The 16567-nt window shown below is 64.8% G+C and carries 9 protein-coding genes and 1 pseudogene; 7 read left to right on the top strand and 3 right to left on the bottom strand.

All coding sequences use genetic code 11. From position 1 onward, the window contains the following. Positions 1 to 145: pseudogene (locus AC1DUB_RS27265) on the bottom strand (IS5/IS1182 family transposase); the annotation flags it as partial. Positions 146 to 322: 177 nt separating this feature from the next. On the opposite strand from AC1DUB_RS27265, the gene AC1DUB_RS27260 reads away from it, so the two are divergent. From AC1DUB_RS27260 to AC1DUB_RS27240, 5 genes are all read left to right on the top strand, one after another. Then, positions 323 to 517, top strand: a complete 195-nt coding sequence (locus tag AC1DUB_RS27260; RefSeq protein ID WP_477732219.1) for a hypothetical protein — start codon at positions 323 to 325, stop codon at positions 515 to 517. After that, the gene (locus AC1DUB_RS27255) at positions 498 to 1733 is read left to right on the top strand and encodes an autotransporter outer membrane beta-barrel domain-containing protein (RefSeq protein WP_477732218.1); all 1236 of its coding nucleotides are present in this window, start codon (positions 498 to 500) and stop codon (positions 1731 to 1733) included. Before AC1DUB_RS27260 ends, AC1DUB_RS27255 begins: the two co-directional genes overlap by 20 nt. A gap of 106 nt (positions 1734 to 1839) precedes the next feature. Next, on the top strand, positions 1840 to 7392 hold the full coding sequence (locus tag AC1DUB_RS27250; protein ID WP_477732217.1) for a hypothetical protein: 5553 nt from the start codon (positions 1840 to 1842) through the stop codon (positions 7390 to 7392). Between the two features lie 7 nt (positions 7393 to 7399). Beyond that, complete coding sequence (locus AC1DUB_RS27245) at positions 7400 to 8947, top strand: COG1361 family protein (protein ID WP_477732216.1); 1548 nt, start codon at positions 7400 to 7402, stop codon at positions 8945 to 8947. Between the two features lie 336 nt (positions 8948 to 9283). Then, positions 9284 to 9658: a cupin domain-containing protein gene (locus AC1DUB_RS27240; RefSeq protein WP_477732215.1), complete on the top strand. Its 375-nt coding sequence runs from the start codon at positions 9284 to 9286 to the stop codon at positions 9656 to 9658. 90 nt (positions 9659 to 9748) lie between these two features. On the opposite strand, the gene AC1DUB_RS27235 is transcribed toward AC1DUB_RS27240, so the two are convergent. Both AC1DUB_RS27235 and AC1DUB_RS27230 read right to left on the bottom strand, forming a co-directional pair. After that, positions 9749 to 11476: a phospholipase D family protein gene (locus tag AC1DUB_RS27235; protein ID WP_477732214.1), complete on the bottom strand. Its 1728-nt coding sequence runs from the start codon at positions 11474 to 11476 to the stop codon at positions 9749 to 9751. Positions 11477 to 11629: 153 nt separating this feature from the next. Next, positions 11630 to 13567: an ATP-binding cassette domain-containing protein gene (locus AC1DUB_RS27230; RefSeq protein ID WP_477732213.1), complete on the bottom strand. Its 1938-nt coding sequence runs from the start codon at positions 13565 to 13567 to the stop codon at positions 11630 to 11632. Positions 13568 to 13717: 150 nt separating this feature from the next. On the opposite strand from AC1DUB_RS27230, the gene AC1DUB_RS27225 reads away from it, so the two are divergent. Then, positions 13718 to 14197 (top strand): (2Fe-2S)-binding protein, encoded by a 480-nt coding sequence (locus tag AC1DUB_RS27225; protein WP_477732220.1) that lies wholly within the window; start codon positions 13718 to 13720, stop codon positions 14195 to 14197. Next, positions 14194 to 16506 (top strand): xanthine dehydrogenase family protein molybdopterin-binding subunit, encoded by a 2313-nt coding sequence (locus tag AC1DUB_RS27220; RefSeq protein WP_477732212.1) that lies wholly within the window; start codon positions 14194 to 14196, stop codon positions 16504 to 16506. Before AC1DUB_RS27225 ends, AC1DUB_RS27220 begins: the two co-directional genes overlap by 4 nt. Positions 16507 to 16567: the final 61 nt, after the last annotated feature.

Here is a 16567-nt window from a genome sequence, read left to right as displayed (position 1 = left end):
GTGCCGGCTTGGGCGGCCGCCCCGCCCCCGCCTTGCGCACGTACGCCTTGTCCGCGCTGCGCTCGCGCACCGGAATCAACGGCTCGACGCGCCGCCAAAATTCATCGGTCACCACCCACGATTCGACTCGCTTGCGTGTCGCCATTCCTTCGCCCTGGCGCCGTGTTAGCTACGGCTCGGAGCAGCAGTATACTATTTACGGATAACTTCTAAGCCCCACCCCCACGCTTGACCTTGTGTGCTGCGTTGCCCCGCGGGGCGCGCAGTCGGCTTGCGACGGCCCGGCGCCGCCTGAGCCGCGCGCGCCCACGGAAAACCCGCCATGAACACCCTGCATCAAGCCGCGCCTTGTGTGGTCGCCGCGCCGGCGATTCAAGCCGCCTTCAAGAAAGAACCGAATCGCAACACAAACCCAATTTCAGATTTTGGTTTTCCACTTTCCACTTTCCACTTTCCACTTTCCACTTTCAACGTTCAACTTTTTACAAGGAAGCACCATGAACTTATTCTTTCGTAACATCCTGGCCAGACCGGGGGTGCTCATCGCGCTCGCAGTGTCCGGCCTAATGAGCGGCGGCGCGGCCCATGCGGCAGGTACCGCGGCCGGCCAGGCCATCACCAACCTGGCCACGCTGAATTATTCGGTCGGTGGCACGGCCCAGAGCCCTATCGGTTCGTCTGCGACGGGCAACACATCTGGCGCGGGCACCAATACCAGCTTCGTGGTCGACAACAAAATCAACCTGCTGGTCACGACAACCGACGTCAGCCCCGGCGTGTCCGTCGTGCCGGGCTCGACGACGGCGACTGCCACTTTCAACGTGCTTAACTCAGGCAACAGCACGCAGGATTTCTCGCTGTCAACAGCCAACCTTGCCAATGGCACGGTACTGTTCGGCGGCACCGACAACTTCGATCCCACCGCCTGCTCGGTCAAGGTTGAAAGCGGCGCCACCGCAGGCTACCAGGTGCTCGAAGACACGGCGACCTTCATCGACGAGCTGGCGGCTGATGCCAGCAAGACGGTCTACGTGATCTGCTCGATCCCGTCCGGCCAGATCAACAATGACATCGGCGTGATCTCGCTGACCGCCACAGCCCTTGTCGGCGGTGCAGTCGGCCAAGGCGCTGCCCTCGTCGAGACCACTACCGCCAACACAGCGGGCGTGGACATCGTGTTTGCCGACGCAGCCGGCACGGATGACGTTGCCCGTGATGCCAAGTCCTCCTCGCGCGACGTCTTCAAGGTCGTGACGGCCACCCTGACGGTCACCAAGGCGGTGGCACCGGTCTGCGATCCGTTTAACGGCGACGTTAATCCGAAAAACATACCGGGCAGCTTTGTTCGTTACACGATCACGATCGCCAACATCGGTGCCGCCTCGGCCACCCTGAGCACCATCACCGACACGTTGACCGCCTTGGTGACCTTCGACGCCAACCTGATCACGGGCGTGGGCACGGCCGCACCGGCGACGACCTGTAGTGCAGCCACGGGAACCGCTACATCGGCGGCTGGTTCAGGCTTCCTGGTTGACGTCGCGGGCGACACGCGCGCGGGCTTTCCGAAGTACTACACCACGACAAGCAGCGTCGACGGTGTCGACCTGACGGGCGGCAACGTCGTCAACGTCAATTTCGGACTGGTGCTGCCTGTGGAGGGAACCTACACGGCCGGTGAATTGAAGGCGACCGAATCCGTCTCGGTGATCTACCAGGTCAAGATCAACTAAGCAGAAGTTGCGCCAGATTCACGGCATCTTCCAGCCCTCCAGCGCGGTCCTCCGCGCGGGAGCGGTTGCCTTGCGCTCGCTGAAGTCCGCTTCAGCGGGCCTTTGCATGGGTACGCCTCGTGCCCATGCAAAGGCCTGGTTCACCGGTTGCCTTGGCGCACCTGCGGCGCTGGCGCGCCGTCTGCTGGTCGGTGGCGTGATCGCCTTGACCGGCATGGGCGGCGTGGGCGGCGTAAGCGGCGTTTTAGCCGCCACGCCCGCCAATACGCCGATCACCAACATCGCCAGCGCCACCTACAGCATTTCAGGCACGCCGATCACGGTGACCGGCTCGGTCACCGTGCTGACGGCGGCGCGCCCGCCCGCGGCCATCGAGTTCCTCCAGTATGTGTCCAGCACCGATGGCCTGCCGGCCGGTGTTGCGACCTCGCAGAACGTGCCGGTCACGCAGTGCAACGCGGGTGCCGGGTTCAACCCGCTGCCCACACCCGCTCTGCCGGGCGGCCGGTCGCTGGCGGTTCCGGGCAGCCAGTTGCTGGCTCCCGCCAGCCTGTATGCCAACGGCGACACGGTGTTTGTGCGCGTCACCGACTACGACCAGAACATTGACCCACTGGTGGCCGAAACCGTCGTGGTCACGGTGTCCAGCAACGGTGCCGACACCGAATCGCTGCGGCTGACCGAAACCGGTCCTTCTACCGGTGTGTTCATCGGCTACATTCCCGCGAAGTCCGGTGCGGCCCAGTCGGGCAACTGCCAGCTCAACGTCGGCGGCAACCACCGCTTGTTGGCCACTTACAAGGGGCAGTCCGCGGGCAGCATTGCCGTCACTGCGGCGGCACTGGTGGACCCTTTCGGGCTGGTGTTCGACTCGTCCACCGGCCTGCCGGTCAATGGCGCACAGATCACGCTGATCAACATGGCGACGGGCCAGCCCGCCACGGTGCTGGGCGATGACGGCACGAGCAGCTTCCCCTCGACCGTGACCAGCGGCGGCAGCGTCACCGACAGCGGCGGCGCGGTTTACGCCTTCGCTCCAGGTCGTTACCAGTTTCCGCGCATCGCGCCGGGCAGCTACCGCCTGGCACTTGTGCCACCTGCCGGCTATGTCTTTCCTTCCCTGGCATTAACGCCCGCGCTGCAGGCCTTGCCCGGTGGGCCTTTCCTGATTGTCACAGGCTCGCGCGGCGAAACCTTCCCGGTGCTGCCCGGCCCAGCGCTCGAAATCGACATGCCGCTCGACCCGTTGGCCACGGCCGGCGTGCAGATTACCAAGAGCGCAGGCAAGGCGTCGGTCGCCATAGGCGAATTCGTGCCCTACACCGTCACCATCAGCAATGGCAGCAATAAATCGGTGGCCGGGGTGCGGATTGCCGATCGGCTGCCTGTGGGCTTTCGCTACCAGGCCGGCTCGGCCAGGCTGGAGAAAACGGTGCTGGCAGACCCCCGTATCAGCGCCGACGGGCGTGGCCTGGAGTTCAGCATCGGCACGCTGCCCGGCAGCGGCACCTTAAGCCTGCGCTACGTCGCGGCGGTACAGGCCGGTGCCCAGTTGGGCCAGGCCGAAAACACCGCGCAGGCCATGGGTGGTGCCAGCTCCAACATCGCGCGGGCCAGCGTGCTGGTGCGCGAGGACCTGAATCGCAGCCGCGCCATCCTGATGGGACGCGTGACGCTGGTCGATTCCTGCCAAAACGACGCCAGCAACGAGAAGGACGACGCGAAAACCGACCCGGCAAGCCAACCGCTCGGGCTCAAGGGTGTGCGTGTGATGCTGCAAGACGGCACTTACATCGTGACCGACCAGGAAGGCCGCTGGCATGCCGACAACATCCGGCCCGGCACGCATGTGGTGCAGCTCGACGAAACCAGCCTTCCCAAGGGTTTTGAGCTGCAGGCTTGCGAGCAGAACACCCGGACCGGCGGCCGCAATTTCTCGCAGTTCGTCAACGTGCGCGGCGGCACCCTTTGGCGCGCCGACTTCCGGCTCAAGAAAGTGGCAAGCTGCCTGAGCCAGCAGATGCAGGTGCAAGGCAAGGCTGTGAGTCTGCGCCTCGCGGCACCGGTCGCCAACCAGGCCCTCAGCGCCACCGTGATGCTGCCCCATGGCGCCAAGGTGGTGGAAGGCAGCGTCAAGCTCGACGGAAAACCATTCGCCCAGGCCGAGCCAGGCGACGGCTTCCTGGTGGCGCGGCTGGGCGCGCAGTCCGGCCATTGGCAACGGTTGCTGAGTTTTGAGCTGGAGTCGGCACCCGACGCAGACCTTGCATTGAGCGTGCAGGTCCAGCCGAACGACCAGCCGGCGCAAAGCCTGCTGCCGCTGCACCTCAAGGCACCGGCCACCGAAGCCGCGCAGTGCGCGCCTATCGCCCTGCCGGCAGCGGCCGCAGCGGGCGTCGAGCCCAAGCCGTCCGCCCCAGCGCCCACTGCCAGCCGGGCCGCTCCCCTGCAGCAACTGGTCGAAATTCTGCCCTACGACGACAAATGGATTGCCGCGGCCGCACCCGGCGCCGAATGGCTGCACCCGCAGACCGGTTTCGTTCCGGCGCTGCCCGTGGTGAAAGTGGCGGTCAAGCACGAGCCCCGGCAGCAGGTGGAGCTCAAGGTCAACGGCGCCCCGGCCGGCGTCTTGCGCTATGAAGGCGTGGTGATGAACCCGGCCGGCACGCTGGCGCTGTCCACCTGGCGCGCCGTGGATCTGCGCGATGGCGCCAACCTGATGGAAGTGACGGTGCGCGACCTGGAGGGGCAGATCGTGCTGCAGGAAAGCCGCAACATCCACTACGCCGTGGGACCGGCCAGCGCCGTGTTTGATGCCAAGCGTTCACGGCTGGTCGCCGACGGCCGCTCGCAGCCGCTGATCGCCGTGCGCATGCTGGACAAGGAGGGGCAGCCGGTGCGGCGCGGCGCGGGCGGCGAGTTCCAGGTCGCGGCGCCCTATCTGTCGCAAGACCAGGCCGAGGCGATCCAGCGCGAGCCCCTGACGGGCAACCTCGGCGGCAAGGCGCGTTACCAGATCGGCGACGACGGCGTGGCGCTGATCGCGCTGCAACCCACCACGCAGGCCGGCGAGGTGGTGCTTAACTTCGACTTTGGCAACAGCCGTACGCAAGAGATCCGTACCTGGCTCAAGCCCGACCTGCGCGAATGGGTGCTGGTCGGCTTTGCCGAGGGAACGCGGGGCTTCAAGAACCTGAGCGGCAACATGGAAAGCCTGAAGGCCGCAGGCGCCGACGAGCAGCTGTTTGACCAGGACCGCGTGGCGTTTTATGCCAAGGGCCAAATCAGGGGCGAGTACCTGCTGACCATGGCCTACGACAGCGCCAAGGAAAAAAATGCTGCCGGCAGCAAGGTGCTCCAGCAGGCGGTCGACCCGAACCTGTTTTACACGCTGTATGCCGACGCTACCCAGCCGCAGTTCGACGCGGCCAGCGCGCGCAAGCTGTACCTGAAGATCGAGAAGGCGCAGTTCTATGCGATGTTCGGCGACTACGACACCGGCCTGTCCGTGACCGAGCTGGGCCGCTACAGCCGCACGCTCAACGGCTTCAAGTCCGAGTACAAGGGCGAGCGCTTTGGCTACAACACCTTCGCGAGCGTGACCGCGCAGAGCTTTCGCAAGGATGAAATCCAGGGTGATGGCACCTCGGGCCTGTACCGGCTGGCCAGCCGTGACATCGTGGTGAATTCCGACAAGGTGCGCGTCGAGGTGCGCGACCGCTTGCGGCCCGAGATCATCATCAGCACCAGAACCTACACGCGCTATCTCGACTACCAGATCGACCATGCGCTGGGTACGCTGTTCTTTCGCGAACCGATTGCCCCGCGCGACGCCGCTTTCAACCCGGTGTTCATCGTTGCCGAATACGAGTCCGGGAGCCAGGCCGATGCCAAGCTGACATACGGCGGCCGCGTTGCCATGAAGGTGGGCGAACAAAGCGAGGTGGGCCTGACCCGTATCCACGAGGGCAACGTGGGCCGGGAAGCCTCGCTGACGGCCGCCGACACGACGCTGCGCTTTGGCGACAGCATCAAGTTACGCGCCGAGCTCGCCCAGAGCCAACGCAACGCCGCAGCAGGCAAGGAAGGCGGCAACGCCTACCTGGCGGAGTTGAGCCATGTGGATGGCAAGCTGGACGCGCGCGCCTACGCACGCCAGCAAGACGCCGGCTTCGGCCTGGGCCAGCAGGCCGGCTCCGAGGCCGGAACGCGCAAGACCGGCGCCGACGCACGATACAAGCTGTCAGATTCAACGCAGCTTCAGGCGGAGGCCTACCGCCAGGCAAACCAGGTCAACAACGCGCGGCGTGACGTGGCCGAGGCGCGCGGGCAATGGAAAATCGACGCCCTCACCACCAGCGCCGGCGTGCGCGCGGCCAGCGAGACCGACGGCAAAGGCAAAGACGCCAGCGCACGTCAGCTCGTCGGCAGCGTGGGCTACGAGATGCTGGACAAGCAGCTGAATTTGCGCGCCAGCACCGAGCTGGACATGGGTGGCCGTGGTGACAGCACCACCTTTCCGAGCCGGATGATCCTGGGTGTCGACTACAAACTGACGGCGCAAACCACGGTCTTCGCCGAGCATGAGCTGGCACGCAGCGCGACGCTGCAGGCCGACACCACCCGCGCGGGCCTGCGCACGCGGCCCTGGAACGGCGCCGAGGCCATTGCGTCACTGGGTAACCAGGTCAGCCCCGACGGCGGACGGCTGTACAGCAACCTCGGGCTGGTGCAGAAGTGGCTGATTGACGAGCAATGGGCCGCCGATTTCGGCATCGACCGTTCGCAGACGCTCAGCGGCGTCGCGGCCAACCCGTTCAACACCGCGCAGCCGCTGGCCTCGGGCACCACGGCCAGCACTTCATCCAGCCTGATGTCCGGCACGGCGACAGGCGCCACGCCCGGCCTCGTGACCGGCGACTACACGGCGCTGTTTGCGGGTGCGGCCTACAGAACCAGGGACTGGAGCAGCAACGCCCGCATTGAATGGCGCGACAGCAACACCGACACCAAGATCAATCTGCTGCTGGGCGCGCAGCGCAACCTCGACGATGGCCGCACCATGGCCGCAGGCCTGACCTACAGCCGGGTCAAGGGCACCGTTGACAACACCAAGGTCGATGCCCGCCTCAGTTACGCGCACCGGCCGTTGAACAGCGAGTGGATCTGGCTCGACCGGCTACAGTACGTGCACGAGTCCACGCAGGATCTGGCGGGCCGTTTGCTCACACGCAAGCTCATCAACAACGCTAACGCCAACTGGATGCCGAACCGGCGCACCCAAATCGCGTTCCAATACGGCGCCAAGTATGTGCACGACAGCATCGACAACACCGCCTACAAGGGCTTCACCGACCTGATCGGCATCGAGGCGCGGCAAGACCTGGGCAAGCGCTGGGACATCGGTCTGCATACCGGCATGCTGCGCTCGTGGCAGACGGGCGCGCGCGACTACCAGCTCGGCGTTTCGGTCGGTGTCAAGGTCACCGACAATGCCTGGCTGAGCGTGGGCTACAACCAGCGCGGCTTCGTCGATGCCGACTTCACCGGCGCGGCGTACCGGGCCCGTGGCGTGTACCTGAACCTGCGCGTCAAGTTCGACCAGGACACCTTCAACCTCAACGACCGGAACAAGAGCCCGTTGTCATTCAAGCCCTAGGCATCCCATGCGACTTAACGACCTCATCAGGATTTTTCCGGCCTTGTGGCTGGCGCTGCTCATGCCGGGCCTGGTCCATGCTTTCGGTGCGACCCAATGCGCGGCAGAGCGTTTCGGGTCGGACCTCGGCTGCACGGCCAACGACGTCAGCATCACCGCCATCACCGTGGTGGGCGGACCGGCCTCCTGCACCGGCGGGCAGAACATCACGCTCGATCTGGATGTCACGGTCCAATTCGCGTCGCCTAATCGGTGGGACGTTGGCATCTTCATTTCAAACGACGGCAACAGTCCGCAGTCGCTCCCTGTCAATGGCGGTGCGGCTTCTTGCTCCGTGGCGATTTTGCCCACCCCCTCGGTTCTGGCGACATCGCCCTTTCTCGACCTGGACCCCGGGCCATGGAGCGGCACGCGCGACACCTGCGGCGACGGCAACGGGAGCATCCGGGGCGGCACCGGTAACGGCGTGTTGCGCATGACCGGCGTCAGCGTGCCGTGCCGGGCGAATCCGCCGCCGGGGACCGCGGGGACCCTGGGAACCACGGGCAAGCTGTTCATCCCGTTCGTCGTGAGCTGGGACAACCAGTCCAGCTCGTCGGGCGGCACCTGCACCTCCATCAACGATCCGGTGCCCAACACCAAGTCGAAATGCAACGCACCCGAGATATTTCAAGGCTCGGTTGATGTGGTCGTGCTGCCCTCCATCAGCAAGACCGACGGCATCACCAGCATCACGCCGGGTGACGCGACGAGCTACACGATTACCATCAGCAATTCCACCGGCATCGTATTGTCAACTGCCAACAGCAATGCCGCAGTCTTCAAGGACCCGGCGGTGAGCAACCTGAGCGTCGGCAGCGTGACCTGTGTGGCTTCGGGCGGGGCAACCTGCCCGGCCGCCGGTACGGCCTTGACGGTGGCCAACATGCAAAGCGCGTCGGGCGTCACGATTCCCGCGATGCCCGTGGACAGCACCGTGGTGTTCACGGTCAATGCACRGCTCACCGGCAACCCGACCGGAATCCTGACCAACGTCGCCACCGTCACCGCCAACAGCCAGACCAACAGCGCCAGCGATGCGGACACCATCGTCTACCCGGGCCTGATCAACATGAAAACCGTCTCGGTGATCAGCGACCCGGTCAACGGCACGACCAACCCCAAAAACATTCCTGGCGCGCAGGTGCTCTACACCATCACCATCAGCAATACCGGCCTGGGGACGGTCAACCCTGATGTGATGACCATCAGCGATGCGATTTCACCCGATCTGGAGCTGTACGTAGGCGCCGCGGGCGGCCCGGTGACGTTCACGGATGGCACGATTTCGAGCAACCTCTCGTACACCTTCACATCGCTGTCGAACGCCACGGACGACATCGCGTTCTCCAACGACGGCGGCAGCACTTTCACCTATACACCGGTGCCCAACGGTGCCGGTTACGACCCCGCAGTGACCAACATCCGGATCAATCCCAAGGGCAAGATGGCGGCCTGGAGCGGTTCTGGTTCGTATCCCTCGTACAGTCTTGGTTTGAAGGCGCGCATCAAATAATCGGTATTTTTCGACACCGGTTTGGCCAAAGCAAAAGCAAAAGCAAAACCAACTTCATCTGCCAGCGTGCGCGATGATGTGGAGGGCATGAAGTAATCCATGCGGCGGATTGCGCCCTGGCGTGGGGCGGTTTATAACTGCAGGAAAATGCAGCCTGGTGGAGGCGCTGTGCTCCTGCATGGAAGACACCCATGACTTTTCACCCTCGCCGCACCATTCGCGAGCTGCGTGTTCGCGCAGTCAGTGTGTCGATGCCGAGCCCCAGCCGACCAGCTGCAGGAGCCGCTGCGGCGCAGTGAACGGAGTTCAAGGCTTTAAGCGGCAAAGGAGGTAAACATGTCGACCACCCTCAATTTCCGGTGCCTTTACCCCGACGATGACGGTGTCTCGCACTTTGCGCCGCTTGACGTCGAGATGTCGCCGCGCGAGTTCGCGCCGCCGGCTCCGCCGTTCAGCGTTTCGCCCCTGGAAACAGCGTCACGCTATGGATTCCTGCACCTGCCTGCGGGATGGGTCGGAGACTTGCATCCCTCGCCGCTGCGCATGTGGATCATCGTGCTGTCGGGGGAAATGGAGTTCGAGGCGGGCGACGGCGAGCAGCAAAAAATTGTGCCCGGCAGCGCGTTGCTGCTGGAAGACACCACCGGCTTGGGGCATTGCAGCCGCGTGCTCGGCAACCATCCGGCCGTCCTGGCGGTCGTGCATGTCTAGGAACCTGCCGGGCTTGGGGCGTCGAAAGCGAAAATCGGTCCCAGCCGAATTCATCAAAAAAACGGCGCGCTTCGGTTCTTCAATGGTTCTTCAGAGCATCTCCTCCGGGGCAAACGGGCCGATCAGCTTGAGCATCAGCTTCAGGCCCAGGCTGGCATCCGGCTCGGTGGTCGAATCCTTCAGCTGCGAGCCTTGCGGTGCGCGCCAGACGAGTTGGCCGTCCACCAGTTCCACCCGGTAGGCGCTGCGCGCCAATGCGGGCTCAATCAGGCGCGTGGCCTCCTGCGACAACGCGCGGCTGCGGATGACGATGGCAACTTCGCTGTTTTGCAGCTTGGAGCGCAGGTCCAGGTTCATGGAGCCAACCACCAGCAGGCGATCGTCCATCACCACCACTTTGGCATGCAGGCTGGCGCGCGAGCCGCTGGTGGAGCCCCCGGACGAGCCGAAGCTGGTGATGGAGCCTTCCTGCTCGGCGCGCATTTCGTAAAGCTCAATGCCCATGCCGAGCAGCGCCTTGCGGTAGCGGGCATAACCGACGTGCGCGGCCGGCGCATCGTTGGAGGCCAGCGAGTTGGTCAGCACGCGGATGCGGACGCCTTTTTGGCGGATGGCGGCCAGCTGTTCCATCATGCGCGGGCCCGGCACAAAGTAGGACGAGACGATCAGCAGGTCGGTTTTGGCCTGCGACATGAGTTGCAGTAGGCCATCCACCGCAGTGTCTTGCGACTCTTCGGTGCTGTCGGCATCTGCGGCGATTTTGGACGGTTTGTCCACCAGCATGGCCGATGGCGCCCAGGTCCAGCTCAGCAGGCGCAGATTGGTTGAATCGGGCAAGGCCGGGAGGGTGGTGGTGCCCCCGTTCGGTGACGTGACCACACGCTCGGTGGTGGTGGGGTTGATGCCGCCCGTCGCGGCTGCCGGGACGCTGGCAGCGGTGGCGGGTTTTTCCGGGTTGGCGGGCTGGGTGCCGGGGGGATCTGTTGTGTTGCCGGCCCGGGGCTTGAGGGCTTCGATTTCCCTGGCGGTCATCAGTGACTGCACCGGGTAGGCCTGCGGGTTGTTCCAGTACTGGTCGAAGCTGCTTGACAGGTCGCGCGCCATGCGGCCGGCGGCCAGGATGTCGATGTCGACAAAGTTGGTGTTTTCACTTTGGCCGAAGTAGGTTTCGCCCAGGTTGCGGMCTCCGGTGATGGCCACGGCGTTGTCGGCGATGAAAATCTTGTTGTGCATGCGCCGCTGAATGCGGTCCACGTCCTTGAGGTTGCTCAAGATCCGGAAAAACAGCGAGCTGCGGCCACCGGGCAAGGGGTTGAACAGCCGCAGTTCGATGTTTTTCTCAAAAGCCAGCTTCAGGACCTGGGCGTTCTTGCCCGAAGTGTTGAAGTCATCCAGCAGGATACGGACGCGCACGCCCCGGTTGGCGGCGTCGCGCAGCGCCTCAAACATGCGCTGGGTGGTGTCGTCCGCAAAGATGGCGTAGTACTGGATATCCAGCGTTTTTTGCGCCGCCTGGATCAGCGTCATGCGGGTGGTGAAGGCCAGCTCGGCACTGCCCACCAGCGCAAATCCGGAATCGTTGTGGGTGCCGGTCTGGGCCGCCCAGGCCTCGACAGCCCGGCCCAGCGCGGTTTCCGAAGGGGCGGGCAGGGCGTGCGAGACCGGCCTGTCGACCTCGGTAGGCAGCGACGCGCAGCCGCTGATCCAGCAACTCAACAGCAGCGCGCAGGCCCACCGTGCGCCGCCTGATAAACGGGCTGCAAAAAAGGCACGGGAGAAGGCGGGGCCTGCTCGGCTGGATGCGGCAGCGGTGGGCATGATGCAAACCACTTTAGCGCAGGCCGGGGGATTTGAGCGCCCCCGGCGCCCCGGTTTCTGTCTACACTTTCTGTAGGCGCCCGGCTTGTCCGTGCCTGCAGGAGGCGTTGAGGAGGGCAGGCCAGGAAGACAGAATCAGCAAAATCAACAGTATCAGGAAGACAAAGCTTCCCAGCGCTGCAGTGCCGCCATCAATTCTTCCTCGATCTTGCTGTTGCGCGCATTGAGTTCGGCCGCCCGTTTGGCGTCGCGCGTGTACAGCGTGCCGTCGTAAAGCTCCTGCTCAATGGCCTTTTGCTGCGACTCGAGCTGCTGGATCAGCGCTGGCAGGCCCTCCAGCTCTCGCTGCTCCTTGTAGCTCAGCTTCTTTTTTGATGGCGATGCTGCCGCGTCCTTCTTTGGCTCGGCGCTGTTTTTGCTGGCGGCTTTGGAGCTGGAGGCCGCGGCTGTGGCCGTAGCCGCAGTTTTACCGCCACTGATTTGGGCGGCCCGCTTTGACTGGGTAATCCAGTCCGTCACGCCGCCTTCGTACTCGCGCCAGAAGCCCGGGTTCTCGGGCGTGCCTTCGTAGGCAATGGTGCTGGTGACCACGTTGTCGAGGAAGCGCCTGTCGTGGCTGACCAGGAAGACCCTGCCTTCGTAGTTCTGCAGCAGGTCTTCCAGCAGCTCCAGGGTGTCGATGTCCAGGTCGTTGGTGGGCTCGTCCAGCACCAGCACGTTGGCCGGCCGCGCAAACAGCCGCGCCAGCAGCAGGCGGTTGCGCTCGCCGCCCGAGAGGGTGCGCACCGGGGAGTTGGCGCGCGCGGGCGAGAACAGGAAGTCGGTGAGGTAGCTCTTGACGTGCTTTTTCTGACCGTTGATCTCGACCCATTCGCTGCCCGGGCTGATGAAGTCTTCCAGCGTCGCGTCCAGGTCCAGGCTGTCGCGCATTTGGTCGAAATAGGCCACCTGCAGGTTGGCGCCCTGGCGTATCTTGCCGGGCGGTGTGGTCATGTCGGGCTGCAGCTCGCCCAGGATGAGCTTGAGCAGCGTGGTCTTGCCCGCGCCATTGGGGCCTAGCAGGCCGACCTTGTCGCCGCGCAGCAGCGTGCCGGTGAAGCGGTTGACGATGATTTTTTCCGAACCCGGATGGCCGAAGCTTTTCGAGACATCGGTGAGCTCGGCCACGATCTTGCCGCTTTTCTCGCCGCTGGAAACGTCCAGGTTGACGCGGCCGACGGCATCGCGCCGGGCCGCGCGGTTGTCGCGCAAGGCTTCCAGCCGGCCAATGCGGGCCACGCTGCGGGTGCGGCGTGCTTCCACGCCCTTGCGGATCCAGATCTCTTCCTGCGCCAGCAGCTTGTCGGCCTTGGCGTTGATGACGGCTTCCTGCGCCATCTGCTCTTCCTTTTGCACCAGGTACTGGGCAAAGTTGCCAGGGTAGCTGGTCAGCTTGCCGCGGTCCAGCTCGACGATGGCGGTGGCGACCTGGTCCAGGAAGGCCCGGTCATGGGTGATGGTGATGATGCTGCCGTTGAAATTGACCAGCAGTTCCTCCAGCCAGGCGATCGAGTCCAGGTCCAGGTGGTTGGTCGGCTCGTCAAGCAGTAGGACGTCGGGTTTGGCGACCAGCGCCTGGGCCAGCGCCACGCGCTTTTTGGTGCCGCCGGAGAGCGAGCCAACAATGGCGTCCTTGTCCAGGTGCAGGCGGTGCAGGGTTTCCTCGACGCGCTGCTCCCAGTTCCAGCCGTCCAGCGCCTCGATTTCGGATTGCAGGGCGTCCAGATCGGTGTGCTCATCGGCCGCCAGGTATTGCTCGACCACGTGCCGGGTCCGCGCCAGCCCCGCGCTGGCGGCGATAAATACCGTAGCGTGCGGGTCCAGGCTGGGTTCCTGCGGCACGTAGGCAATGCGCAGATTTTGCTGCAGCTGCAGGGTGCCGTCGTCGGGCTTCTCCAGGCCTGCCAGGATTTTGAGCAGGGAGGACTTGCCCGTGCCGTTGCGGCCGATCAGGCCAATGCGTTGGTTGGTCTCGAGAGCGAAATCTGCGTGGTCCAGCAATGCGACGTGCCCAAAAGCGAGTTGGGCGTCAAGTAGGGTAATTAGTGCCATATAGGGCATGGATTATCCGGCCGGAGGCCAAGGACGGCGATTTGTCAGGGCTTCCGGGCTTCGGCGGGCGGTGGGCTGGCCGCCGCATCGTCGCGTTATAGTGGTCCTGTCCTTGATGGACTTTCAGGAGGACGCCGCGTGGAGTTACCGATCAAGCTGGACCTCAATGGCCGCGCTGTGCAGCTCGATGCCGACCCCGGCATGCCATTGCTCTGGCTGCTGCGGGATGTGCTGAACATGACCGGTACCAAGTTTGGCTGCGGCGTGGCGGCCTGCGGGGCCTGCACCGTGCGGGTGGACGGTCAGGCCGTGCGCTCCTGTGTGACGCCTGTGTCGGCCGTGCTGGGCAAGCGCGTGCAAACCATTGAAGCCCTGGGCACGCCGGACAAACCCCATGCCCTGCAGCTGGCCTGGATCGCGGAGCAGGTGCCCCAGTGCGGGTATTGCCAGTCGGGCATGCTGATGGCCGCGGCGGCCTTGCTCGACAGGAAGCCCAAACCCACCGATGCCGACATAGACGCGGCCATGACGAATATCTGCCGCTGCGGTACTTACCAGCGCATCCGGGTGGCCATCAAGCGGGCGGCGGATATGGCGCCCAATGGTTCGGTGAAAAAGGCCAACCGATGAAAAGGCGCGCCTGGCTGCTGAGTGCTGCGGGGGCTGCCGGGGCGCTGGTCATCGGCTGGAGTGTGTTGCCGCCCCGTTCCCGGYTGGGCAGCGCTGTCCCGCGCTCGCCTGCGGAACCTGTGGCCGGCATGCCGGCATCAACCGCGGTGGCGCTCAATGGCTGGATCAAGATTCGGGACGACGGATCCGTCGTGCTGGCCATGCCGCGCAGCGAAATGGGGCAGGGCGTGCATACCGCGCTGGCCATGCTGGTGGCTGAAGAGCTGGATGTGCCCCTGGCGCGGGTGAACCTGGAGCAGGCCGGCAGCGACACCATTTACGGCAATGTGGCCATGCTGGTGGCCAGCTTGCCCTTTCATCCGGCAGAGCTGGACACCTACTCTGCGGAGGGGGCGCCCAAAGTCCGGCCGGTCAAAATCAGGGTCAGCGAATGGATGGTGGGCAAGATTGCCCGCGAGCTGGGCATCAATGCGACCGGCGGGTCGTCGAGCGTGGCCGATGCCTGGGAGGTGCTGCGGACGGCCGCGGCCACCGCACGGGCCAGCCTGCTGGGGGCGGCTTCGCTGGACTGGAAGCTGCCGGTGGATGAGCTCAGCATCAGCAACGGGGTCATTTCGCATCCTTCGGGCCCCTCGGCCCATTACGGTGAGCTGGCCAGGTTTGCCGCCGCCACCCCGCCGGGCGAAGTAACACTCAAGAGCCGCAAGGGCTGGAAACTGATAGGCCAGAGTGCCCCCCGCCAGGACGTGCCCGCCAAAGTCAATGGCAGCGCTATTTTTGGACTGGACGTGCGTCTGCCCGGCATGGTGTTTGCCGCAGTCCGCCTCTGCCCCATGCTCGGCGGCTCGCCCGGCGCCATCAACCCCCATGCCGCGCTGGGCCTTCCCGGTGTGGAACGCTTGGTGCGCCTGCCCGCCTACGCCGGCTCCACCGCCGGGTTTGCCGTGGTGGGGAAAACCTGGTGGCATGCCCAGCAGGGCGCGCTGGCCGTGCAGGTCGACTGGCAGCAGCGCCCCACCGGCGCGCTGGACAGCCGGCTGATCGAAAAAGAGCTGGAAACCGTCCTGGAGCGCACGGATGGCTTCACCTTTTATGAAACAGGCGCCGTGGAAACTGCCGAAGCGGGCGCTGTACGCAAGATCGAAGCGCTGTACCGTGCGCCTTACCTGGCGCATGCGACGCTGGAGCCCATGAACTGCACGGCGCAAGTGGTGGATGGCAAGGTGCTGCTGTGGGCGCCGACACAGGTGCCGCAGATGGCTGTGGCGGCGGCGGCGCGGGTGGCGGGGGTGGCGGTGAAGGATGTCAAACTGACCGTCACCTTGCTGGGCGGCGGCTTTGGGCGTCGGCTGGAGGTGGACTTTGTAGCCCAGGCCGTGCGCGTGGCCATGGAGTGCGGCGGCCGGCCGGTGCAGCTGATCTGGTCCCGCGAGGAAGACACCACCCATGACTTCTATCGGCCCATGCATGTCGCCATGCTGCGTGCCGCTGTCAATGCAGAAGGCCAGGTGACCAGCCTGCGCATCAAATCGGCGGGCGACGCCATCACGCCGCGCTGGATGGCCCGTGGCCTGCCCGCGTTGTCCGGGCCGGTAGATACTCCCGATAAAACTACCGCGGAAGGCCTGTTTGACCTGCCTTACGGCTTCGCCAGCCAAAAAATGTCCCATGTGGCCACCCGCATGGGCGTACCCGTAGGCTTTTGGCGCTCGGTAGGGCATTCGCACAACGCATTTTTTTCGGAAAGCTTTATCGATGAGCTGGCTTGGGATGCCAAACAGGACCCCCTGGCTTTCCGCCGTGCCTTGTTAAGACATGCGCCCCGGCATCTCGCGGTGCTGGATCTGGCCGCCGGCAAGGCTGATTGGGGTGCTGCGCTGCCCGCCGGCCGTGCGCGAGGCCTCGCCTTGCATGAATCGTTCGGCTCCATCGTGGCGCAGGTGGTGGAGGTGTCGCTGGTGGGCGGAACGCCACGCGTGCACCGCGTGGTGTGTGCGATAGATTGCGGCACGGTGATCAATCCGGGTATCGTGGCGCAGCAAATGGAAGGCGCCGTTGTCTTCGCGCTGACTGCTGCGCTGTACGGGCGGGTCGATATTCATGAAGGCGTGGTGCAGCAGAAGAACTTTCACGACTACCCGATGCTGCAGCTGGCGCAGGCGCCATTGGTACAGACCTATATGGTGCCCAGCACGCGCCCACCGGCCGGCGTGGGCGAGCCTGGTGTGCCGCCCCTGGCGCCCGCCTTGGCTGGCGCGTTGTTCACCTTGACCGGCAAACGCTCGCGTTCCTTGCCCCTGTCCCTCTAGTGGTAGCTGGCCGTCCGGGATGAGTGTCCCTCTAGTGGTAGCTGGCCGTCCGGGATGAGTG

This window comes from Polaromonas sp. P4_F9 (assembly GCF_056401235.1).
This window is presented reverse-complemented; position numbering and strand designations above follow the sequence as displayed.